The 23,335-nt window shown below is 56.1% G+C and carries 23 protein-coding genes; 18 read left to right on the top strand and 5 right to left on the bottom strand.

Going from position 1 to position 23,335, the window contains the following annotated elements; genetic code table 11:
• Positions 1 to 28: 28 nt before the first annotated feature.
• On the bottom strand, positions 29 to 430 hold the full coding sequence (gene rpoZ / locus ABLQ08_RS02085) for a DNA-directed RNA polymerase subunit omega (RefSeq protein ID WP_352938921.1): 402 nt from the start codon (positions 428 to 430) through the stop codon (positions 29 to 31).
• A gap of 382 nt (positions 431 to 812) precedes the next feature.
• Between rpoZ and ABLQ08_RS02080 the strand changes: the two genes are divergently transcribed.
• Together ABLQ08_RS02080 and ABLQ08_RS02075 are read left to right on the top strand one after the other, a co-directional pair.
• Positions 813 to 1,406 carry an NYN domain-containing protein gene (locus ABLQ08_RS02080; RefSeq protein ID WP_352938919.1) on the top strand — a complete coding sequence of 198 codons (594 nt, stop codon included), beginning with the start codon at positions 813 to 815 and terminating at the stop codon, positions 1,404 to 1,406.
• Positions 1,407 to 1,414: 8 nt separating this feature from the next.
• On the top strand, positions 1,415 to 2,080 hold the full coding sequence (locus ABLQ08_RS02075; protein ID WP_352938917.1) for a uracil-DNA glycosylase: 666 nt from the start codon (positions 1,415 to 1,417) through the stop codon (positions 2,078 to 2,080).
• Between the two features lie 137 nt (positions 2,081 to 2,217).
• Here the strand turns inward: ABLQ08_RS02075 and ABLQ08_RS02070 are convergent, their stop codons facing one another.
• The 4 genes from ABLQ08_RS02070 to hemB form a co-directional block, all read right to left on the bottom strand.
• Entirely contained in the window at positions 2,218 to 2,988 is a 771-nt protein-coding gene (locus ABLQ08_RS02070) for an arginyltransferase (protein ID WP_352938915.1), read from the bottom strand.
• Between the two features lie 33 nt (positions 2,989 to 3,021).
• Positions 3,022 to 4,857 carry an SLC13 family permease gene (locus ABLQ08_RS02065; protein WP_352938913.1) on the bottom strand — a complete coding sequence of 612 codons (1,836 nt, stop codon included), beginning with the start codon at positions 4,855 to 4,857 and terminating at the stop codon, positions 3,022 to 3,024.
• Between the two features lie 162 nt (positions 4,858 to 5,019).
• Positions 5,020 to 5,532, bottom strand: a complete 513-nt coding sequence (locus ABLQ08_RS02060; RefSeq protein WP_352938911.1) for an RDD family protein — start codon at positions 5,530 to 5,532, stop codon at positions 5,020 to 5,022.
• 254 nt (positions 5,533 to 5,786) lie between these two features.
• Entirely contained in the window at positions 5,787 to 6,782 is a 996-nt protein-coding gene (hemB, locus tag ABLQ08_RS02055) for a porphobilinogen synthase (RefSeq protein WP_352940499.1), read from the bottom strand.
• A gap of 273 nt (positions 6,783 to 7,055) precedes the next feature.
• On the opposite strand from hemB, the gene ABLQ08_RS02050 reads away from it, so the two are divergent.
• The 16 genes from ABLQ08_RS02050 to ABLQ08_RS01975 all read left to right on the top strand — a co-directional run bounded on the left by ABLQ08_RS02050 (position 7,056) and on the right by ABLQ08_RS01975 (position 23,284).
• Positions 7,056 to 8,195 (top strand): isobutyryl-CoA dehydrogenase, encoded by a 1,140-nt coding sequence (locus tag ABLQ08_RS02050; protein WP_352938908.1) that lies wholly within the window; start codon positions 7,056 to 7,058, stop codon positions 8,193 to 8,195.
• A gap of 55 nt (positions 8,196 to 8,250) precedes the next feature.
• Positions 8,251 to 9,285, top strand: a complete 1,035-nt coding sequence (locus ABLQ08_RS02045; RefSeq protein ID WP_352938906.1) for an enoyl-CoA hydratase/isomerase family protein — start codon at positions 8,251 to 8,253, stop codon at positions 9,283 to 9,285.
• A gap of 35 nt (positions 9,286 to 9,320) precedes the next feature.
• Positions 9,321 to 9,740: a DUF6163 family protein gene (locus tag ABLQ08_RS02040; protein ID WP_352938904.1), complete on the top strand. Its 420-nt coding sequence runs from the start codon at positions 9,321 to 9,323 to the stop codon at positions 9,738 to 9,740.
• A 99-nt stretch (positions 9,741 to 9,839) separates the two neighbouring features.
• The gene (gene mmsB, locus ABLQ08_RS02035) at positions 9,840 to 10,730 is read left to right on the top strand and encodes a 3-hydroxyisobutyrate dehydrogenase (protein WP_352938901.1); all 891 of its coding nucleotides are present in this window, start codon (positions 9,840 to 9,842) and stop codon (positions 10,728 to 10,730) included.
• Between the two features lie 156 nt (positions 10,731 to 10,886).
• On the top strand, positions 10,887 to 11,402 hold the full coding sequence (gene ldtR / locus ABLQ08_RS02030; protein ID WP_352938899.1) for a transcriptional regulator LdtR: 516 nt from the start codon (positions 10,887 to 10,889) through the stop codon (positions 11,400 to 11,402).
• Positions 11,403 to 11,745: 343 nt separating this feature from the next.
• Positions 11,746 to 13,053 carry a L,D-transpeptidase family protein gene (locus tag ABLQ08_RS02025; RefSeq protein ID WP_352938897.1) on the top strand — a complete coding sequence of 436 codons (1,308 nt, stop codon included), beginning with the start codon at positions 11,746 to 11,748 and terminating at the stop codon, positions 13,051 to 13,053.
• Between the two features lie 106 nt (positions 13,054 to 13,159).
• Positions 13,160 to 13,387, top strand: coding sequence for a DUF6898 family protein (locus ABLQ08_RS02020; protein ID WP_352938895.1), 228 nt, complete (start codon positions 13,160 to 13,162; stop codon positions 13,385 to 13,387).
• A gap of 495 nt (positions 13,388 to 13,882) precedes the next feature.
• Complete coding sequence (glyA, locus tag ABLQ08_RS02015; RefSeq protein ID WP_417714894.1) at positions 13,883 to 15,184, top strand: serine hydroxymethyltransferase; 1,302 nt, start codon at positions 13,883 to 13,885, stop codon at positions 15,182 to 15,184.
• A 29-nt stretch (positions 15,185 to 15,213) separates the two neighbouring features.
• Positions 15,214 to 15,690 carry a transcriptional regulator NrdR gene (nrdR, locus tag ABLQ08_RS02010; RefSeq protein WP_352938889.1) on the top strand — a complete coding sequence of 159 codons (477 nt, stop codon included), beginning with the start codon at positions 15,214 to 15,216 and terminating at the stop codon, positions 15,688 to 15,690.
• A gap of 19 nt (positions 15,691 to 15,709) precedes the next feature.
• Entirely contained in the window at positions 15,710 to 16,834 is a 1,125-nt protein-coding gene (ribD, locus tag ABLQ08_RS02005; RefSeq protein ID WP_352938886.1) for a bifunctional diaminohydroxyphosphoribosylaminopyrimidine deaminase/5-amino-6-(5-phosphoribosylamino)uracil reductase RibD, read from the top strand.
• Between the two features lies 1 nt (position 16,835).
• Positions 16,836 to 17,447: a riboflavin synthase gene (locus tag ABLQ08_RS02000; protein WP_352938883.1), complete on the top strand. Its 612-nt coding sequence runs from the start codon at positions 16,836 to 16,838 to the stop codon at positions 17,445 to 17,447.
• A gap of 157 nt (positions 17,448 to 17,604) precedes the next feature.
• A complete protein-coding gene (ribH, locus tag ABLQ08_RS01995; RefSeq protein ID WP_352938880.1) occupies positions 17,605 to 18,054 on the top strand; it encodes a 6,7-dimethyl-8-ribityllumazine synthase in 450 nt (149 codons plus the stop codon).
• 5 nt (positions 18,055 to 18,059) lie between these two features.
• Entirely contained in the window at positions 18,060 to 18,581 is a 522-nt protein-coding gene (nusB, locus tag ABLQ08_RS01990; protein ID WP_352938878.1) for a transcription antitermination factor NusB, read from the top strand.
• Between the two features lie 2 nt (positions 18,582 to 18,583).
• Positions 18,584 to 19,582, top strand: coding sequence for a thiamine-phosphate kinase (thiL, locus tag ABLQ08_RS01985; protein WP_352938875.1), 999 nt, complete (start codon positions 18,584 to 18,586; stop codon positions 19,580 to 19,582).
• A 120-nt stretch (positions 19,583 to 19,702) separates the two neighbouring features.
• Positions 19,703 to 20,926: an MFS transporter gene (locus ABLQ08_RS01980; RefSeq protein ID WP_352938872.1), complete on the top strand. Its 1,224-nt coding sequence runs from the start codon at positions 19,703 to 19,705 to the stop codon at positions 20,924 to 20,926.
• Positions 20,927 to 21,145: 219 nt separating this feature from the next.
• A complete protein-coding gene (locus tag ABLQ08_RS01975) occupies positions 21,146 to 23,284 on the top strand; it encodes a sodium-translocating pyrophosphatase (RefSeq protein WP_352938869.1) in 2,139 nt (712 codons plus the stop codon).
• Positions 23,285 to 23,335: the final 51 nt, after the last annotated feature.

The raw sequence follows: 23,335 nt of genomic DNA, 5'->3' as shown, positions 1-23,335 counted from the left end.
GCGCTTCAGACGAACTTGAAAAGCGCTATCAGACGTCGTCCGTCCGCTCCGGCGGAACCAGACCTTCCAGACCGCGCAGAAGATCTTCTTCGGACATACGGTCGAATTCAACAGCGCTGTCATCTACAGCATTGACTTGAGTAACCTGACGTTGACCGGATGTCGGAACAACCGGAACGGCTTCCGCTTCGGGTTCGTCAACCTCCACAAACTTCTGCAGTGAGTGGATCAGGTCTTCTTTCATATCTTCCGGGCTGACGGTCTGCTCGGCGATCTCACGCAGGGCGACGACAGGGTTTTTGTCGTTGTCGCGGTCGATTGTCAGCGGCGAGCCGCTTGAGATCATGCGAGCGCGATGCGCAGCAAGCAGCACCAGCTCAAACCGGTTTTCGACCTTGTCGATGCAGTCCTCGACGGTCACGCGCGCCATTCGACGTCTCCATAGGCTTAAGGAACTTGAAGAAACAGCGTATAGTGTTGACGTTTGGAAAAAGCAACCCCTTGTCAGAATTGAGAGGAGAGTGTGGCTTAAGGCTGGATTTTTACCGGAATTTTTTGGGAAGGGCTCTCGCTTTTGCATTGCGATAGCCCAATATTATAGTGTACGCCACTATTACGGCTCTACAAGAATCAACAGAGCCTAAGGGAATAACAAAACAATAAGCTGAATGAAGCGGCGTAATGCTACAATGACTTCACAGCAAATGATGCGCCGTCCGACAGGCAGAATTGCCGGATTCGGGTGCGGGAAACCGGATTCGTCAATATGATTCTAAGTACAGCGCATTTAACTCGGAAAGGTTTCAAATAAGATGTTTGACGCTCGGGAAAAGGTTGCTTTGTTTATTGATGGAGCGAACTTATATTCGACTGCCAAAGCAATCGGCTTCGACATCGATTACAAGCGCCTGCTGAAAGAGTTTCAGGGTCAGGCCTACTTATTGCGCGCCTATTATTACACCGCGTTGATCGAAGATCAGGAATATTCGTCGATCCGTCCATTGATCGATTGGCTTGATTACAACGGCTACAAGGTGATCACGAAACCGGTCAAGGAATTCGTGGACAGCGCCGGCCGTCGGAAAGTCAAAGGCAACATGGATATCGAGCTTGCTGTCGATGCGATGGAACTTGTTGAATCCGTTGATCACGTGGTCCTGTTTTCCGGTGACGGCGATTTCCGTTCGCTGGTTGAAGCGCTTCAGCGCAAGGGACGTAAGGTCTCCGTCGTTTCCACACTGAAAACCCAGCCTCCGATGATTGCAGACGACCTGCGTCGTCAGGCAGACCATTTCATCGACCTTGCCAGCCTCGCCAACAAGATCGGTCGTGATCCTTCCGAACGTCCCGTGCGTCCGCAAATGCCGGCGAACATGGACGAAGATGATGAGGACGACGACTACTAAGGCGCGCCATGTCCGTTCTTGAGGGAGATTTGGGACCGGTCGATCCGCCATCGGATTGCCCGGCCTGTCCACGGCTTGTCGCCCTTCGCGAAGAGCTGAAGGCTGCTTATCCCGATTGGCACAATGCGCCCGTACCGTCCTTTACTTCAGAAACGCCGAGACTGCTCATCGTTGGGTTGGCGCCTGGCATGAAGGGGGCGAATTGCACTGGCCGGCCATTCACCGGCGACTATGCCGGTGATCTCCTCTACGAGACAATGCTCGACTTCGGCTTTGCCGAAGGCACCTATCTGGCACGTCCGGACGACGGGCTGACGCTCAAGGATGCAATGATCACCAACGCGGTCCGGTGTCTGCCGCCCCAGAACAAACCGACTGGGCCGGAAATCAAGACCTGTCGTCCGTACCTCCTGTCGACCCTTGCCGCAAATCCTTCCATTCGAGCGGTCCTCGCCTTGGGAAGGATCGCGCATGAGACATTCTTGAGCGCGCTTGAACTACGGCGCGCCGAATTTCCCTTCGCCCATTGCGCAGAACACGATTTGCCGGGGTACGACCTGGCCCTTTTCGACAGCTATCATTGCTCTCGTTACAACACCAATACCGGGCGTCTCACCGAAAACATGTTCAGATCGGTCTTCGAGAAGATCAGGAAACACATTCCCCAGGAGTGAGCTTCAGCGGGTTGTCACTCAAACCTGAGGAAGAAGGCCGTTTCGGGCGTTGATCACATTTGATCGCGGTTTGAAGAGAAGTGCGTCGATCGCGAAATCTACGACACTTGCTGAGCGATCTGCCCTGAGAAGGGCTGTCAAACGTCTTTGACCGATGTGTCCGCTTCCGCCACAACCCAGCCGTTCGGTCCAAGGTGCTCCTGCGGCTTGAAGCGCGCCTTGTAAGCCATTTTGGCGGAACCCTCGACCCAGTAGCCAAGGTAGACGTAAGGCAGTCTCAGTTTGCGCGCGCGTTCGATGTGATCGAGGATCATATAGGTACCGAGCGCGGTTTCCGAATAGGACGGATCGTAGAACGAGTACACCATCGACAGGCCATCAGAGAGCTGATCACTGAGCGCAACGCCCAGAAGCGGACCTTCTCCTGTGCCGGTCAGGTAGCTGTCGGGCCCTCGGCGGCGGTATTCAACCAACAGAGTTTCGACATGCGTGTCTTCGACCATCATCGCATAGTCGAGCACGCTCATTTCCGTCATGCCGCCGTTTTCATGCCGGGCTTCCAGATATTCGCGAAACAGGTCGTATTGTTCCGCCGAAGGACTGGCAGGAAGACGTGCACCGACAATCTCGGCCCCGGCTTTCCAGACACGTTTGAATGATTTGCTCCACTTGAAGTCGTCAACCCTGACGCGCACGGACACGCAGGCCTGGCACTGCTCGCAGGCCGGGCGATATGCAATGTTCTGGCTTCGTCTGAAACCACCTTGCGTGAGTACCTCGTTCAGCGCGGGCGCCCCGTGCCCGACAAGATGCGTAAAAACCTTGCGTTCTTGTTTTCCATCCAGATAGGGGCAGGGCGCTGGCGCCGTGAGATAGAACTGCGGATGATCTGTTGGGTGCCGTGTCACCTTATTATGTCCCGCGATCCCTCAAAACTTGTCCTACAAACTGTAATACCATGGGGCCACTACCGAGAAGGTCAACCATAAAATAAGCGCGAGCGGCGCGCCAGCCCGCATGAAGTCGATAAAACGATAGTGACCCGGTCCCATGACGATCAGGTTGGTCTGGTATCCGACCGGGGTTGCGAAAGACGTATTTGCCGCAATGATCAGACAGACGACAAAAGCTTCCGGATTTTGCCCGATTTGATTGGCCAGGTTGATCGCAATCGGCGTGAACAGAACCGCTGCCGCATTGTTTGAGAGGAAATTGGTCAGGATCATCACGATAAAGAAGAGGGCCGACAGGATCACCGGCGGTGAAGCGCCCTTCAGCATGAAAACCAGCGCAGAGGCAATCGCTGTTGCCCCTCCGGTCGCTTCAAGTGCAACAGCACCCGCAAGAGAGGCACCCACGAGCATGAAGATCCGGCTGTCGATAGCGCGCATCGCCTGGCGAACATTGAGGCATCCCGAGGCGATCATCGCGAATGTTCCGGCGACCGCGGCTGACACGATCGGGACAAGACCAGAAGCTGCCAGTGCGACCACACAGGCGAAGATCGCTAGAGCCCTGGGAGCATATCGTTTTCGCGGAACTTCGGTCGTGGACCAGTCAAGCAGCAATACATCCCGGTTTCCGCGCAGACGCGCGATTTCGTCCTCGTTGCCCGCCACGAGCAATACGTCGCCGGCCTCCAGACGAATATCGTTCATTGCCATGCGCGGCATTCGACTGCGCCGTTGAATTCCCATCACCAGGCAGCCGGTTTCGGTATAGAAACCGGATTGCGGCAGCGTCCGCCCCATGAGGCGCGATGCCGGGGCAACGACTACTTCGGCAAGACTTAGGGAGCCGGGCTGTGTCGCCTGGTTTTCCCGCCCAGGAGTATTGGTGTCGGATTCAGCTTCCATCAGCGGCTGACGCCGCGCGAGGGCGTTTGCAAGGGCAGTGCGCGTTGCCGCCACGATCACCGTGTCGCCGGGCGAAAGAACGACGTTCTCAAAAGGCGGGAGAATAGGTTTCTGACCGCGCTGAACCAGTCGTACCGTCATGTCCTTGAGCTTGGGGAACATGCCGGACACTGCTTCTACCCCGACCAATGGATGGCCGTAGGTGATTTCAATCTGCGCGATGAACTGTTTGCCGGATGTCGCCTGGAACTCTTCCGCCATGGTTTTGCGGTTCTTCATCAGGTGCGGCATGACGAAGAATACATAAACCGCACCGACGCTCGCAATGATCAACCCGATTGGCGTGAAACTGAAAAACGAAAGCTTCAGATCCGAGCTCTGTGCCGCGTAGTTGGCGACAAGAAGGTTGGTCGATGAACCGATCAGGGTCGTCATGCCACCCAGAATCGCGATGAAGGAAAGTGGCATCAATACGCGGGCCGGGGCCTGTCCAACCGTCGCGGCGACGGCTGTCAGAATGGGCAGAAACATCACAACGACCGGAGTGTTGTTCAAAAAGGCGCTGAGTACGGCGACCGCAATAAGGATGGGAATGGCTGCACGCTGAGAGCGGCCGCGGGTCATCCTGACGATCGTCTTGGCCGGCCCCTCCAGAGCGTCGGTCTGAAACAGGCCCTGGCCGATTATCAGCAGGCAAATGACGGTGATCAGGGCAGGGTTGGCGAAACCGGCAAGGAAATCAGCCGTCGTCACGGATGTTCCATCAGCGGTCGTAACCGGAAAAATCGAAAATATGACGATGAATGCGGATACCGACCCAAGTGCGACAGCTTCAATCGAATATCGCTCTAGGGCGTAGAGGACGACAGTCGACGCAATCACAACAAAGGTGAGTGCCATTGCAATATCAATTGAGTGCATTCACCTGCCCAAAGCCACCGTGGCCAATCATACGAAAGTGCACTTTAAAACAGGCAATCCCGGGAATGGAAGGGCTTTAAGACCAGTTTGCCGTTGATATCGTGCAGTGCGTCAAAACTAACGTGCTGCAATCATTCCTTTTTTGAACAGGTGGTCAGGGAATTACACCTGACCGTGCCCTTCGACATACTGCCTGTGATAGGTGGAGTTGATCACCACCACACCCAGAACGATGTCATGTAGAAGACGCTTGCGGTCGGAGAACAGCGACACGAGCAGAATCAGCGGCGTCAGCAGCGATACGGAGAACCAGAACAGTATCGCATGCACCGCTGCAAGCAGGGGGTAAGGTTTTGCACCGTACCAAAGCCGCATTTCCAGTCCCATTGCGCGCATACCGAGAGTAGACGCTTGTGGTCCCCCAAGGGTGAAGGCGACATAGAGGAGCGCGACGGCAGTCGGAAGGATCGCATAAAGCAGAAAGCCGAGACCGAGCGTGAAAATCCCGAGAAAGAACACCAGGATACCGGCGCCGAACGTCAGCAACGCGATAACAATCACGTCGATAAAAAAGGCGAAAACCCGCCTGCTGCGCACGCCCTCAAACAGCTCGGGATTGCGCACGGAATCGAAAACGTCCTCGCGTGCGTAGTCCGAGGTTGTTTCTGCTGACATGGTCCGGCTCCTGAAATTGTGATGAACCTCATGTGGTGACGATGAGGCTTTTTCGCAAATCCCGGTTGCGGAATCGCGTGTTCGCCCTCTCGCTTTCAACACAGGAAGTGATTTCGCCGGCGCCATTATTGACTGTCTCAACGTGCAGGAGCAGAGCGGAAACAGTCAGAGGGAACCGCCACAGCGTTAATCCGTACGGTGGGAGTTGCACCCTTGAAACGTGATTTGTTCGGGTTCGCCGAAGGTGGCGTTGACTACTTGCCGCTGGCCAGCATTTCGGCGACCTTGGGTGCGAAATAGGTCAGGATTCCATCCGCGCCGGCGCGTTTGAAGGCCAGGAGGCTTTCCAGCATGGCCTTTTCGCCATCCAGCCAACCATTTGCGCTGGCAGCCTTGATCATCGCGTATTCGCCCGACACCTGATAGGCATAGGTCGGCACCTGGAACTCGTCCTTCAGGCGGCGAACGATATCGAGGTAAGGCATGCCGGGCTTCACCATGATCATGTCGGCACCCTCGGTAATGTCGAGTTCGGCTTCACGCAGGGCCTCGTCCGTGTTGGCGGGGTCCATCTGATAGGTGCGCTTGTCGCCTTTGAGCGTGCCGGAGGATCCGACCGCATCACGGAACGGGCCGTAGAATGCGGAGGCGTATTTCGCGGAGTAAGCCATGATCTGGGTTCCGCGGAAACCCTGGCTGTCGAGAGCCTGGCGAATTGCCCCAATGCGTCCGTCCATCATGTCCGACGGCGCAATCACGTCTGACCCGGCCTCAGCCTGAACCAGAGCCTGGCGACATAGCTGATCGACTGTTTCGTCATTGAGAATGGTGTCGCCGTCCATCAGACCGTCATGGCCGTGGCTGGTGTAAGGATCCAGTGCCACATCAGTCATCAGACCGACATTCAAGCCTTCCGCCTTGATCGCCCTCAGCGCGCGGCAGGTCAGGTTCTCCGAGTTCAGAGCCTCGGTGCCGGTTTCATCGCGCAAACCTGGGTCCGTGTAGGGGAAGAGCGCAAGAGCTGGAATGCCGAGTTCGGCGGCCCGAGCGGCTTCTCGCACGGCTTCGTCAACGGACAGGCGGAACACTTCCGGCATCGATGGAACAGGCTCGCGAACGGAATTGCCATCCACCAGAAAGATCGGCCAGATCAGGTCGTTGGTTGTCAGTGTGTTTTCACGAACAAGGCGCCGTGACCAATCCGTCTGACGATTGCGGCGCATTCGAGTGCCGGCCAGCAATGTGTCCATATGGTCTGAAGTGATTTGCGGAAGCTTTGATTTGGACGGCATGGAACGGGCCTGTTCGATATGAATGATGTGAGATTTGCATTCGCACAGAAGCGGGGCGCCAATCTATCACGCAGATTGACGCATTCCAACATTCTGTAAAATAACTGAAATTAAAAACAAAAAAGAGATTGTTTGACGTTTGCGTCAAATATGTTTTAGTGCTGCCGCAACGGCTGAAAGCAGACTTGCGCGACGAGAAACCGACGAGTCGGCGCAAACGGGAGGACGATTGTGGACTTTTCACTGAATGAAGATCAGCGCGCCTTCAAGGACATGGCAGCAAGCTTTTCGCGTGATGAACTGGCTCCGAACGCCAAGGAATGGGACGAAGAGAGCATCTTTCCGATCCCGACCCTGCGCAAGGCTGCCGAACTCGGTTTTGGTGGGATCTATGTCAGAGAGGATGTCGGCGGCTCGGCGTTGACGCGGCTGGATGCCACTCTGATTTTTGAAGAGCTGTCAAAAGGTTGCACGTCCACGGCGGCCTATATCTCCATTCACAACATGGTCGCCTGGATCATCGACAAATTTGCGTCCGAAGATTTGCGCCAGAGGTATCTGAGCAAACTGTGCACCATGGAGCTGTTGACCAGTTACTGCCTGACCGAACCCGGTTCCGGGTCTGATGCCGCAAGTTTGCGCACTACCGCAAAAGACGATGGCGATCATTACATCCTGAATGGTTCCAAAGCGTTTATTTCTGGCGGTGGTGTCAGCGATCTTTATGCCGTCATGGTTCGCACCGGTGGCGAAGGGCCGTCGGGGGTTTCCTGTCTGCTCGTGGAAAAAGGAATGCCCGGTCTCAGCTTCGGTGCCAACGAGGTCAAACTCGGCTGGAAAAGTCAGCCGACGGCACAGGTGAATTTCCAGGATTGCCGCGTTCCCAAGGCCAACCTCGTCGGTGAAGAGGGGCAGGGGTTCAAGATAGCAATGTCTGCATTGGACGGTGGGCGCCTCAATATTGGCGCGTGCTCTGTTGGTGCGGCTCAGGCCTGTCTCGAGCATGCTCTTTCCTATGTGCAGGATCGCAAGCAGTTCGGAAAACCCATTGCCGAATTCCAGGCCCTGCAGTTCCGCATTGCCGATATGGCGACGGAACTGGAAGCCGCCAGGTTGCTCCTTCACAAGGCAGCGAGTGCCGTCGATGCGAAATCGCCGGATGCAACAAAACTGGCCGCCATGGCCAAACGGCTTGCAACGGATACCGGTTTCAAGGTCGTCAACGAAGCATTGCAGCTTCACGGTGGTTACGGCTATCTCCGGGACTATCCGATCGAGCGTTTCTTCCGAGATGTGCGTGTGCACCAGATCCTCGAAGGCACAAATGAAATCATGCGCTTGATTATTGCCCGTCAGTTGTTGAAGGACTGAGTGAAGCCCGCCCGACTACCCATTGAAACGACTCTTCTTTTGCGAGGCGCCTCGAGTGAGCGACGAAATTCTTTTTGAACTACGCGGCAAGGCCGGATTTGTGACGTTGAACCGGCCCAAGGCGCTAAACGCATTGAGCCACGCAATGGTGAAGGAGTTGGAACGACAGCTGTCGGTATGGGCCGAAGATCCGGCCGTTGCACATGTCGTGATCACCGGGGCGGGCGAAAAAGCGTTTTGTGCGGGCGGTGATATTCGAAGCATCTACGATGCGAGAATGGAAGGCAAGCTGGCCGGGCTCAGCACCTTCTTCCGGGAAGAATATACGCTGAACGCCCAGATCAAGGCTTATCCCAAACCGTATATTGCCCTGATTGACGGAATCGTCATGGGCGGCGGTGTCGGCGTCTCCGTGCATGGCAGCCATCGGGTCGGAACAGAGAAGACCCTGTTCTCCATGCCAGAGACAGGGATCGGCTTTTTCCCTGACGTCGGAGGAACCTTCTTTCTGCCACGCATGCCGTGGCACAGCGGGGTCTACTGCGCTCTGAGTGCCGGACGGCTGAAGCAGGGGGACGCGCTTGCTACCGGAGTTCTGACTCATGCGGTTGCTTCTGCTGATCTGGCTGACCTGGAGCGGGCGCTCGAAACAGCTGACGACATCGATACGGCTATCGCCTCGTACGTGGTCGAACCGGATGAAGGTCTGCTGGCGCAGAACAAAGACGTGATCGATAATGCGTTCGCAGCCGGTTCCGTGCTTGAGATCCTTGAGCGTCTTGAAGCTTCACCGAACGAGTTCGCTCAAAAGACGGCACAGACTGTTCGCCAAAAATCACCCACCAGTGTTCTCATCGCCTTTGAGCAGATGAAGCGGGGCAGAGGCCTGACCTTCAATGAATGCATGAAGCTGGAATACCGGATTGTTTCCAGAATTCTTCAAGGTGATGACTTCTTTGAAGGCATTCGCGCGGTGCTGGTCGACAAGGATCACACACCGAATTGGGTCCCTTCTCAGTTTGGTCAAGTAGACAGCGCGGATCTGGCGTCGTATTTCGAAGAGCCTGCTGATGGAGATCTACCTTTATAGGTCTCCATCGAATCGAACGCGAAACCGGACCGACCATGATCACCAGCTTTCAGGATCTCATTGACGCACGACCACCGTGGAGCACCGTGCTTACCTGGTACTTGCGCGGGATTGCGATCATCCTGATTGGTGGGGGTGTTATCTACTGGGCACGCATTGTCGGTATCGTCGAATGGCGCGGATTGTGGTTCTGGGACATGCCGATATCGATGCAGGGAGCGATCGTCTTTTTCGCTGTCCTGGATCTGGTCGCCGCCACCGGCCTTTGGCTGACGGTCTCATGGGGCACGGTGATGTGGCTCTTCCGCTGCTTTTGCCAGATCGTCATGCACACCGCGTTTTCGGATCTTTATGGCCGCAGGCCATACGAGATTTCGTTCTACCTTCTGACAATCGCGATTTATGCCGTGTTGGCGTATCTGATGGAGAAGGAAAACCGGGCCAATTCAACTTAAGGCCGGTTTGAATCAGTTTCTGAAGCCATTTCGGCGGCGCTTCAACTGACACGTTTAACAGATTCAGGATCAACACCAATTTCCACTCGGGAGGTAATCATGACGAGCACTGTTGGGTTCATCGGACTTGGCAATATGGGTGGGCCGATGGCCATCAACCTGGTCAAGGCCGGTCACAGGGTCATGGGGTTCGATTTGTCCGATGCGGCAGTAGCCGCTCATACCGGGGCAGGCGGTGAAAAGGCCTCCAGCGTTGCCGAGCTGGCTGCAGCGGCGGATGTCATCGTGACGATGTTGCCGGCCGGCAAACATGTCCGTCAGATCTATCAGGGGGAGGGCGGTATTCTTGAAAACGCCAAGCCGGGAACGCTTCTGATCGATTCCTCCACAATCGACGTCGACAGTGCTCGGGTCGTCAGTGCCGCTGCAGCCGAGGAGGGCATGCAGATGGTCGACGCGCCTGTTTCAGGCGGTGTTGCGGGGGCTGCCGGCGGAACGCTCACTTTCATGGTAGGGGGGGCGGACGAAGCTTACGCCGCGGCCAAACCGTTCCTCGACATCATGGGCAAAACGATTGTTCATGCGGGAGGTGCCGGAACGGGGCAGGCCGCCAAGATCTGTAACAACATGATCCTCGGCATTTCCATGATCGGTGTTTCGGAGGCGTTCGTGCTCGCCGAAAAACTGGGCCTGGACGCGCAGAAGTTGTATGATATTTCTTCCACTGCGTCGGGGCAGTGCTGGTCGCTGACATCCTATTGCCCGGTTCCCGGACCGCTGCCGTCTTCTCCTGCCAATCGAGACTACGAGCCCGGATTTGCCGCAGCGATGATGCTCAAGGACCTGAAACTGGCGCAGGAGGCTGCTCATTCTTCCGGTGCCGCGACACCGCTGGGCGCAGAAGCCGCCGCGCTTTACTCGCTTTTCTGTAACTCCGGAGGTGAGGGGCAGGATTTCTCGGGAATTATCAAGTTCCTGCGCGGATCATGATGAACAAATACTAAATAGCGTCAATAAAACGCCCTTAAAAAGTTTACCGATTATTCAGCGTATCTCTTAAGTGGTTTTTAGAAACACTCGGGTAGATTGCGTATCAAGGCGGGAAAATATCCGTCGAACGACAGGTACTATAAGAGGCGCAATCAAATGATCACCGCAAGTAGGGCAGTCGACGCTGTAGCACCAAGCGAAGGGGAAGAAGTGGACATCAAGCCACTCTACCTCGAAGCTCTTACGCTCGTAGAGCGGCTGCACCGTCGTCTTCTTGACGTTATTAAGGATGAGTTCGATCGGATGGGACGCTCCGATGTCAACAGCGTGCAGGCATTGCTGCTGTTCAACATCGGGGATTCCGAGCTGACCGCAGGTGAATTGCGGACCCGTGGCTACTACCTCGGTTCGAACGTTTCCTACAATCTGAAGAAACTGGTTGAAACCGGCTATATTCACCATCAACGTTCCCGTATGGACCGCCGGTCCGTTCGTGTGAGCCTGACGGACAAGGGCCAGGAAGTGGCAAAGATCGTCAACGATCTTTACGAGCGTCACATCCTGTCTGTTGAACAGGTCGGTGAAATCGGTCCTGAGGACTTTGTTGCACTCAACAAGTCCCTGCGCCGTCTCGAGCGCTTCTGGACCGACCAGATTCTTTACCGCCTTTAAAGATTTCGCGGTACATCCGGATGACAAGGCACCGCCCAGTGGGCGGTGCTTTCTTTTTTGCGTCTTCACGCAAAATTGCCTTTCTGTTTTTTCCAAATTGCTTGAAACAGGGACGAGGCAGATGTGGAGTATTTTTCAGCGACCAGCTGCTGACATCTTGTGGTCACATTGGAATGGCTTTGTGCGCAACTCCAGGCGACATGTTGGTTAAGAAATCAAGCGATTTATTAACTCCCTTCCGTTACGAATGGGAACTGGAACAACTGGTGCGGTAATTTTGAGTGACCACACCACAAGTAAAACGAGAATTTTAACGCGCGAAGCGCAGCACATGGGGTCGGCAATGAACCTTTTATCCGGACCGTTCGGGAAAAGACTGAACCTGAATTGGGTTACTGGAAAAACGCTGAAAAGCGTGTGTGCGTTGGGAATTTCAGCATTTCTATTTGAAAGCGGCCCGGCAACAGCTCAAACAGCCCTGCAATCTCTGCAGCAAAACCGCCAGAACGTCGAATGGGCGGACAATTTCGACATCGCGACGGAAAACATCACCGAGGTGAAGTCCTCTGCGCCAACGTTGTCACCAGAAACAGCTGATTATATCGCCGTTGCGATTGACCGGTACCAGCGCATCGTTCAGGCCGGTGGTTGGGGAACAGTGACCGGCGGCGGCAAGGCCCTTCGAATTGGTGCAAAAGATCCGCGCGTCGTTGAATTGCGTCGCCGCCTGATTGCGTCTGGTGATCTGGAACAGCACGCTGGCCTGTCGGATACGTTCGACTCATATGTGGATGCGGCTTTGCGCCGGTTTCAACTCCGGCATGGCCTGATCCCGGATGGTGTCATGGGCGAGGGCACCGTTACTGCTCTCAATGTTCCGGCGGATGTTCGGCTGCGTCAGCTTGAAACCAACATGGTGCGCATGCGGTCCATGTCCGGCTTTCTCGGCGACCGTTATGTGATGGTCAACGTTCCGGCGGCCGAGATCGAGGCCGTGGAAAACGGCAGGGTCAGATCCCGGCATACCGCCGTTGTCGGCAAGGTCGACCGGCAAACGCCGATTTTGAACAGCAAGATCTACGAACTGAACTTTAATCCGTACTGGACTGTCCCGGTTTCCATCATCCGCAAGGATTTGATCCCGAAGATGAAGGAAGATCCTCAGTACCTTGCCAAGAACAAAATCAGGATCTTTGACTGGAGCGGCAATGAAATGTCGTGGCAGCAGATCGACTGGAACACGGATGAAGCGACCCAATATCGCTTTACCCAGGATCCGGGCGTGGAAAACTCGCTCGGTTCGGTTCGTATCAACTTCCACAACAAACATCAGGTCTATCTGCACGACACGCCGTCAAAGACCCTGTTTGGGGAGGGGTACCGCTTTCATTCCTCCGGATGCGTCCGCGTACAGAACGTGCGTGAACTTGTGACCTGGCTCTTGCAGTCGACCACGCCGGACTGGGACAGGACCAAGGTTGATTCAGTCATTCGCACTGGCGAACGCGAAGATGTGAAGCTGAAAAAGTCCATCCCCCTCTACATGACTTATGTCACCGCTTGGGCCAATGCCGATGGTGTCGTCCATTTCAGGGAAGACATCTATAATCGTGATGACATTCACGGGACGGGAACCCAGGCGCGGCTCTGACCGGTTCGCACTTTCCCTGGTACCGATGAACCTAATGAGACGCCGGCCTTGCTAAGGTCGGCGTTTCGTGTCTTTTAGCAAGCTCGAACCAGTTGGGAGGTCTGCAATGAGTCGCGAGCCGCGGCACGGAGAAATCTATCTCGAATTCAGACCGATTGGGCAACAGGTCAAGGTGACGGCCATCGACGCCGCGACGGGAATCGAAGTCTCGACATTCGGACCGGCCTCGGTAGCTCAGGAAGACCTGAAGCGGATTGCTGTGCGAAAACTGCAGCGTCGTCTGGAGCAGGAGGCGTCGGAAGCGTCCTCACGGATTGATACGAATTTGTATTGAGGCGTTTTTTACGGGCAACAGACGACAGCTTGACTTGCCAGTCTTGCCACGATCATCAGCCACTGCCAAACCAACCGATTCTGCGCTTCGAGAGCCCATGGACGAGGCTGAACGGTTCAAAATAGATAAGGTCAGATACTAAGTAGTTAGTTGTTATTGTGTTGAAATAAAATTTTCTCCCGTATTATTATGAGGAAAAATAATCCGGTTTTAAGGATAGCCTAAGACTGAGTTTGATTTCTGCGCATGCAGGGTGTCGAAAATATTTTCGCTGCTTGGAAAATTGGTGGAATTTCTTTTGATGCGCTGATCCAGTCATAGAGTAAGTATAGAACAAAGTTGTCGCATACACGTATCGGCACGTCGGTATAGACCTTGGTTCTTCGAAATCTGTGTGTTACTCCCTCGCTCAAATCGGCATGGCGACCAGGCTCGAGACTGCGCGAGATGCCTCAAACCCTTTCATGAGAATACAAGGATAATGCGATGTCTTTGATGGAAAGTCCCAGTCAGTCCCAGCAGTCTGGTTTCTTTACCCGCAGCCTTGCAGAGGTCGATGCGGAGATATTTGGCACCATCGAGAACGAATTGGGCCGTCAACGGCACGAAATCGAGCTGATCGCTTCGGAGAACATTGTTTCCCGTGCAGTGCTTGAAGCCCAGGGGTCAATCTTCACCAACAAATACGCCGAGGGTTATCCGGGCAAGCGCTACTACGGCGGTTGTGAGTTTGCCGATGTCGCCGAAACGCTGGCGATCGAACGCGCCAAGGAACTCTTCGGTTGCCAGTTCGCAAACGTTCAGCCGAATTCGGGCAGTCAGATGAACCAGGCCGTGTTCCTGGCTCTGCTGCAGCCAGGCGATACCTTCATGGGACTTGATCTGAACTCCGGCGGTCACCTGACCCACGGTTCGCCGGTCAACATGTCCGGAAAGTGGTTCAATGTCGTGTCCTATGGTGTGCGCAAGGAAGATCATCTTCTCGACATGGATGAGGTCGAGCGTCTCGCCAACGAACACAAACCGAAACTGATTCTGGCAGGTGGGACCGCTTACTCCCGTATATGGGACTGGAAGCGTTTCCGTGAGATTGCCGACAGCATCGGCGCATATCTGATGGTCGACATGGCTCATATCGCCGGTCTTGTTGCAGGCGGCGTGCATCCGTCGCCGGTACCGCATGCGCATGTCGTTACCAGCACGACACACAAGTCTTTGCGTGGTCCGCGCGGTGGCCTGATCCTGTCCAATGACGAGGCGATTGCCAAGAAGATCAACTCTGCTGTCTTCCCCGGACTTCAGGGCGGTCCGCTGATGCACGTAATCGCGGCAAAGGCAGTGGCCTTCAAGGAAGCGCTGCAGCCCGAGTTCAAGGCTTATGCCCGTGCAGTAACGGAAAACGCCAAGGCGCTGGCTGAAACGTTGAAGGAACAGGGCCTCGATATTGTTTCCGGCGGAACCGACAACCACCTGATGCTGGTTGATCTTCGTCCGAAAAACGCAACCGGCAAATCCGCTGAGAAAGCCCTCGGCCGCGCAAACATCACCTGTAACAAGAACGGTATTCCGTTTGATCCGGAAAAACCTTTTGTGACATCGGGTATTCGCCTGGGCACTCCGGCCGCCACCACCCGTGGTTTCGGCATCGCCGAATTCCGCGAAGTCGGCCAGTTGATCACGGAAGTGTTGGATGGTTTGAAGGCCGCAAACAGTGAAGAGGGCAATGCAGCGGTTGAAGCCGCAGTCAAAGCCAAGGTAGAAGCACTGACAGGCCGGTTCCCGATCTACGGGGGATAACGCACCGGCTCGATCAGGAGCTTTGAGAAATGAGATGTCCGTTTTGCGGTGGTGAGGAAACACAGGTTAAGGATTCCCGCCCCACCGAGGACAACACCGCCATTCGCCGTCGCAGGATCTGCAATACCTGCGGCGGCCGGTTTACGACTTTCGAGCGTGTCCAGCTGCGCGAGCTGATGGTTCTGAAGCGCGCGGGCCGCAGGGTTCCCTTCGATCGCGAAAAACTGATGCGCTCGGTTCAAATTGCCGTTCGCAAGCGCCCCGTTGATCCAGATCGCATCGAGCGAATGGTCAGCGGCATCGTGCGCCAGCTGGAAAGTTCCGGCGAAAGCGAGATCACCGCGGAAACTATTGGCAATCACGTCATGGAAGGTCTGAAGGGCATAGACGATGTTGCCTATGTCCGCTTTGCCTCAGTCTACAAGAATTTCAGGGAGGCCAAGGATTTCGAGGCGCTCCTTGATGAGCTGAGCGACGCCGACGGTCAGCCGATTGAAGACAATTGATTTTTGCGATTGAGCCTTTATGTCAGTGAATTCCGATCTTGATAAGCGTTTCATGGCGGCTGCCGAACGTCTGGCCCGGCGCGGCCTCGGGCGCGTGTGGCCAAATCCATCCGTAGCGGCCCTGATCGTCAACGACGTGGGCAATGGTGCTGTTCTCGTGGGGCGAGGGGTGACGTCTCGTCCGGGCATGGCTCACGCTGAGGTCAATGCCCTTCGTGAAGCAGGAGAAAAGGCCAAAGGGGCGACATGCTATGTGACCCTGGAGCCCTGTTCCCACTATGGCCGCACGCCTCCGTGTGCGCTTGCGCTTACTGAGGCAGGCGTCAAACGGGTCGTCGTCGGCATGCTGGATCCAAACCCGCGGGTCGCGGGTCGCGGAGTGAAGATGCTTGAGGACGCTGGCATCGAGGTTTCCATTGGTGTGCGTGAGAAGGAAATGCGGGTCCTCTATCACGGTTTCATGCTTCGGCAGTTGAGGCAGCGACCGCACGTGTTCCTGAAGCTTGCCGTATCGAAAGACGGTTTCATCGGCCGCGAAGGCGAGGGACAGGTGAAGATCTCCGGACCACTCTCCATGCAGAAGGTGCATGGGTTTCGCTCCGAACATGACGCTATTCTTGTGGGTACCGGGACGGCGTTGGCCGATGATCCTCAACTGACCTGCCGTTTGCCGGGGTTGAGCGAACGGTCTCCGGTCCGCGTCATCATCGACCGTTGTGCTCGTCTTCCGCTGGAATCGAAGTTGGTGCGTACATGCGTCGACGTTCCCGTCTGGCTCGTTTGCGGCAATGATGCCGATTCCGAAAAGCTGGAGGTTCTGGCGGCTGCTGGCGTGAAGGTCATCCGCGTTCCGGCTGACGAATGCAGCATAAAGCCGTCGGTTATCCTCAGCGCACTGGCAACCAGGGGCATAACACGTGTCATGATGGAAGGCGGTGCGCGCATGGCGTCGTCTTTCCTGACTGCGGATCTGGTCGATGACATGTGCGTCGTTACCGGTGACATTGTGATCGGCGAAGACGGAATACCGGCGCTGCATGACTATGACCTTGCAGATGTGCTGCAAGACCCCAAATTCGAACGGGTTGACGCGGGCAAGTTCGGCCCCGACAGCTTTATCTATCTCAGACGGCGTGGAGCCTGACATGTTTACCGGTATTGTGACCGACCTCGGCGAAATCCTCTCCATTGATGACATACCGGCCGGAAAACGGACGAGGATTCGCACCGCCTATGACACAGACACGTTCGATATCGGCGCTTCGATTGCCTGTGCCGGCGTCTGTCATACCGTGACGGCCAAGGCAAACGGCAGCAACGGGAACTGGTTCGAAGTGGAATCGGCCGCCGAAACGCTTGCGCTGACGACAGTTTCCGATTGGAGAGACGGCCAGCAGATCAACCTGGAACGTTCCCTGACCATGGGAGCCGAACTTGGTGGCCATCTGGTGCTTGGACATGTCGACGGCCTGGCAACCGTCACCAAGCGGGAAGACCATCCGGATTCTGTGTATTTCCAGTTTGAGGCCACGGAAGAAACCGCGCCCTTTATCGCCAGGAAAGGGTCGGTTGCGCTCGATGGCACCTCTTTGACGGTAAATGAGGTGGATGGGCTGTTGTTCTCGGTTTTCCTCATCCCGCACACGCTGGAAGTCACCACATGGTCCGAGCGTCAGGTTGGTGACAAGATCAATCTGGAAGTGGATATGATGGCCCGCTATGCCGCGCGTCTTGCGGAATTCTCCAAGACCGGGTAGGGGACGGTCCCAACACCTTCGAAAAGAGCTATCATCGCGGATCGCATCCACCAGGTGGCGATATTGTCGCCGGGTCCTTGTGGTCCTGTACGAATGAGACTGGACAAACCGAGACAGACATGGTTCCTGTCGCGGCCTTTAATAGGATTGAAGACCCATGAGCGCTGCACCGAAACTGCTGATCATCGAAGCCCGCTTCTACGACGACCTGGCTGACGCTCTTGCCGAAGGTGCGACCAAGACGCTCGACGCTGCCGGAGCGACCTATGACCGGATCGCCGTTCCCGGCGTTCTGGAAATTCCTGCGGCACTTTCCATGGCCATGACCGCCATGGAAGGAGAGGGGGTCTTTTATGACGGGTTCGTTCTGCTCGGTGTTGTGATCCGTGGGGAAACCACGCATTACGATATTGTTGCCAATGAATCCAACCGTGTGATTATGGATCTGATTGTTGATGCGGATCTGGCGGTCGGAAATGGTATTCTGACTGTAGAAAACGATGAACAGGCATGGGCCCGGGCGAAAGCGGACGACAAAAACAAGGGCGGAGCAGCAGCTCAGGCAGCTCTTGACATGATCGCGCTGCGCCAACGGCTTGGAGTATAAGAAAAATGACCGGAAAGGCCGACCCGGATAAACCGGCTGCCAAAACTGTGCGCCCTGCAAACAAACGTGGTGTGGCGCGCCTCGCCGCCGTGCAGGCTCTTTATCAGATGGATGTGGGAGACGCACCGCTGACAAGCGTTGTCAGCGAGTTTACCGCATTCCGGCTCGGCAAGGAGATCGACGGCGCGCAATATCGCGATGCCGACGAGCAGTGGTTCAAGCAGATCCTGGCGGGAGTTGTCGAGGACCAGAAATTCCTCGATCCGTACATTCACACTGCGCTGACAGAGGATTGGCCGCTCAAGCGGATCGACAGCCTTCTCAGGGCAATCCTGCGTTCCGGCGCCTACGAACTTCTGCGTCGCAGGGACGTTCCGGCCAAGGTCATCATTTCCGAATATATCGATGTCGCAAAGGCATTCTTTGAAGATGACGAGCCTGGGCTGGTGAACGGTGTGCTCGACCGGCTGGCGCATGAGCTACGCGACACGGAGCTTGGCGACAAGAAACCGGACGGCGCTTCCTGACCATGGGAACGGACCGCCCCGGCGAGTTTGAGCTCATCAGGACGTATTTCGCCCCTCTGGCGAGGGACCCCGGCAGCCTCGGGCTGACGGATGATGCTGCGGTTCTGACGCCTGGGGATGGTCTTGATCTTGTCCTGACCAAGGACGTTTTGGCCGCCAACGTCCATTTTTTTGCAGACGATGCGCCTGAAGCGATTGCCGCCAAGGCGCTTCGGGTGAACCTGTCCGATCTTGCGGCCAAGGGAGCAAGACCGAGAGGCTATCTTTTGGGCCTTGCCTTGCCTTCCGACTGGACGAGCGAGTGGCTTGGCCGCTTCTGCGACGGACTCGCGGCGGACCAATCCGCCTTTGATATCCAGCTGCTTGGCGGCGACACGATCCGTTCGGGAAATGGGCTTCAGGTGTCCATCACGGCCATTGGAGAGGTCAAGGTTGGCGGTGCGGTACGCCGCTCCGGTGCCAGGCCCGGAGACAAGATCTTCGTTTCGGGAACAATCGGAGATGCCGCCGCCGGTCTCAAGGCCAGACTGGATACCGGTTTTGCTGCCATGCACGGGTTTTCCCGGGCCGACGAGAAGCACGTTCTTGATCGTTATCTTTTGCCGAGACCGCGAACACGGCTTGCCGATGCAATCTCGGCATCCGCCAGTGCCGCAATGGATATCTCCGATGGGCTGATCGCCGATTGCCGCCACATGGCAGGCGCATCCTGTGTCGACATCATCATCGAACAGGAGAAGGTGCCCCTGTCTGAGGCCATGCAAAAACTCAAGGCGACTGCGCCGGACGTTTTTGCCAAGTGCATCAACGGTGGTGATGACTACGAAATCCTGGCATCTGTTCCGGTTGAATCGGAGACCGGTTTCCTCAAACTGGCTGCGAGCGCCGGCTGCCCGGTGGTTGAAATCGGCGTTGTCAGGGAAGGGACCGGACAGGTTCATTTGTACAGGAACGGCAGCCCTGTCGACTTGAAACTGGAAGACGGCTTCCGGCATTTTTGAAACTTCTGCAAGTAGGGCTTGAGCTTCCAGCGGGGGTCGGGTTTAAGAATGTGGCCGACCGTTTAACCGGAACCGGAATTTCCGACCGGACGTTTTACCTGCCGAATATGAGACACGCCCATGACTGCAGTTCCCGCAGATGTCCTTGTTGACGACCGTCTGGCAAGACGAAATGCCCTCCTGCTTGCTTTTGCCCAGGCGCTTGGCGGAGCCTCGGCATCCATCGTGATCGCTACGGGACCTCTTGTCGGTTACATGATGCTGGAGCAAGACAAGTCGCTGGCCACGCTTCCGGTCTCAGCCATGGTTCTGGGAACGGCTTTCGGAACGATCCCGGCAGGTATGATCATGCGGCGATTCGGTAGAAGGACCGGTTTTGCAGGAGCAGCGTTGCTGGGCATGTGCTCCGGACTGCTGGCGTCCTTCGCGGTGTTCCAGGACCAGTTTCTGCTGTTTGCTCTTGCATGCTGCCTAGGAGGTTTTGCCGGGGCCTTCGTTCAGCAATATCGGTTTGCGGCCGCCGACACAGCGAGCGATGCGTTCAAGCCGAAAGCCATATCCTGGGTTCTTGCAGGAGGAATTCTCGCCGGAATTGTCGGACCGCAGACAGTGATCGCCACGAAAGATCTGTTTGAACCGATCCTGTTTGCCGGAACGTACCTGGCCCAGGCCGGATTGGCCTTGATCTCCTTCTGCCTCCTGCTGTTCATCAAGATTCCCAAGCCTCCACGACTCAGCCACGCAAAAGCCGGTGGTCGGCCACTTCGTCAGATCATGTCCCAGCCGCGGTTCATTGTCGCGGCGGCCTGCGGTATCTGCTCCTATGCCCTGATGAGTCTTGTCATGACGGCAACGCCCCTGGCGATGATCGCCTGCGGCCTGAGTGAAACGGATGCGGCACTCGGAATTCAGTGGCATGTCCTGGCCATGTTCGGACCGAGTTTCTTTACCGGAAATCTGATAGCCCGCTTCGGCAAGGAACGAATCGTTTCCATCGGACTTGCCCTGCTTGCAGCGTGCTCGATCGTGGCCTTGATGGGCATCGAACTTGCTCACTTCTGGACCGCGCTTGTGTTGCTTGGTCTTGGCTGGAACTTTGGGTTTATCGGCGCAACCGCCATGTTGACGGACACCTATCGACCGGAAGAACGGAACCTGGTGCAGGCAGTCAACGACTTCCTCGTGTTCGGATTCGTGGCTGCTGCGTCATTTTCATCGGGAGCACTCTTGAACGTTTTTGGCTGGGGCACCGTCAACGTTCTTGTTTTCCCGTTCGTAATTCTTTGTCTTGCGCTGCTGGTCTGGCTCGTTCTGGCTGAAAGGAAAGCAGTTACAACTGCTTAAAGTGAATATGCGAATCCCGTTCGTCGGTGCAGCAAATTTACTGCGCTGCATCAAATGATGCCGCAACGGAACTGTTAAATTAAACAATGTGAGAGCTTGACGAGCTGCTCTGATTTGCTGCTATCGTGTGCTTGCTTCACGCTGCGGAATTGCCGTGACGTGCTCTTTTGGGGGGTAAAACTACAAGAAACTCAGCCCGCCGTAATTTTCGGAGGAAGCATGATCGAACTTGTTGTCATCATTGTTTGTGGCCTCTTGTCCATCGCCTATGGCGCCTGGGCAATTCAGTCCGTCATGGCGGCGGACGCGGGCAACGCCCGCATGCAGGAGATCGCCGGGGCGATCCAGGAAGGGGCCAGCGCTTATCTCAACCGTCAGTATACGACTATTGCGATTGTTGGGGCTGTAGTTTTTGTTCTTGCGTGGATTTTGCTTTCCGGTCCGGCCGCAATCGGATTTGCAATCGGGGCCGTCCTTTCCGGAGCGGCCGGCTATATCGGGATGATGGTTTCCGTCCGCGCCAATGTGCGCACGGCACAAGCCGCGAGCCAAAGCCTCGGGGCAGGACTGGAAATCGCTTTCAAGGCCGGTGCCGTCACCGGCCTTTTGGTTGCCGGGCTCGCGTTGCTTGGCGTTGCCGTCTATTTCTCCATCCTGACAGGAATGATGGGATATGAGCCGACTGATCGGACCGTGATCGACGCACTTGTTGCGCTCGGCTTCGGGGCGTCCTTGATCTCCATCTTCGCCCGTCTTGGCGGAGGCATCTTCACAAAGGGCGCTGATGTTGGCGGCGATCTTGTCGGCAAGGTCGAAGCCGGAATTCCGGAAGACGACCCGCGCAATCCGGCAACAATCGCCGACAATGTCGGCGATAATGTTGGTGATTGTGCCGGCATGGCTGCCGATCTGTTCGAGACCTACGCGGTGACCGTGGTGGCAACCATGGTTCTGTCGTCGATCTTCTTCACCGGCGCACAGGCCCATGAACTCATGATGCTGCCGCTTCTGATCGGTGCGAGCTGCGTCGTGACATCCATCATCGGAACGTTCTTCGTCAAGCTGGGCGAAAACAACTCGATTATGGGCGCGCTTTACAAGGGTTTCATCGCAACCGCGGTTCTTTCAGCTGTGGCACTGGCTGTCATCGTCTTCGGATGGCTCGGCGCCGGAACGGAATACACCACCTCAGGTGGGACGACGTTCAGCGGTTTCGACCTGTTCATCTGCGGTCTTGTCGGCCTGATCGTGACCGGGCTGATCATCTGGGTGACCGAGTACTACACCGGTACGGACTATCGACCGGTCAGGTCGATCGCGCAGGCGTCCGTGACGGGTCACGGCACGAATGTCATCCAGGGTCTTGCGGTTTCGCTGGAGGCGACGGCTCTTCCGGCGATCATAATCATCGCAGGCATTCTCGTAACCTACAGCTTCGCCGGCCTGTTCGGCATTGCGATCGCGGTCACCACCATGCTTGCGCTGGCCGGGATGGTTGTTGCGCTTGATGCTTTCGGACCGGTCACCGACAATGCAGGCGGTATTGCCGAAATGGCGGATCTGCCGGCGGAAGTCCGCTCGACGACCGACGCACTTGATGCTGTTGGCAACACCACCAAGGCGGTTACCAAGGGCTATGCAATTGGTTCCGCCGGACTTGGTGCCCTTGTTCTGTTTGCTGCCTATACGGAGGATCTGAAACACTTCTCCAGTACGGCTGCAGAGGGGTCGATCTTCGCGGGCATTGACGTGAACACGTTGTTCTCGCTTTCCAATCCCTATGTGGTCGCGGGCCTTCTGTTCGGCGGGCTGCTACCGTATCTCTTCGGCGGCATTTCCATGACCGCAGTGGGACGAGCAGCTGGGTCCGTCGTTGAGGAGGTCCGGCGCCAGTTCAAGGAAAAGCCTGGCATCATGCAAGGCACGGAAAAACCGGACTACGGTAGAGCGGTCGACATGCTGACGAAAGCAGCCATCAAGGAAATGGTCATTCCGTCTCTGCTGCCTGTTCTGTCACCCATCGTGGTGTTCTTTGTGGTCCGCGCGGTCGCAACACCTGCCGATGCCTTTGCGGCTCTCGGTGCAATGTTGCTCGGTGTGATCGTGACCGGGTTGTTCGTGGCGATCTCCATGACAGCCGGCGGCGGTGCGTGGGACAATGCGAAGAAATCCTTTGAAGACGGTTTTACCGACAAGGACGGCGTGACCCATCAAAAGGGCGGCGAAGCTCACAAGGCTTCGGTGACCGGTGATACCGTTGGCGATCCTTACAAGGACACTGCAGGCCCTGCGGTGAATCCGATGATCAAGATCACCAACATTGTGGCGTTGCTTCTATTGGCGATCCTGGCGCACTGACAGGATTCAATCCGATTGCTGGCGGCCCCGTTTCGGGGCCGTCATTTTTTT

Source organism: Roseibium sp. SCP14 (assembly GCF_040329475.1).
Taxonomy (GTDB): domain Bacteria; phylum Pseudomonadota; class Alphaproteobacteria; order Rhizobiales; family Stappiaceae; genus Roseibium.
The sequence above is the reverse complement of the archived record's forward strand: the minus strand, read 5'-3'. Positions and strand labels throughout refer to the sequence as shown.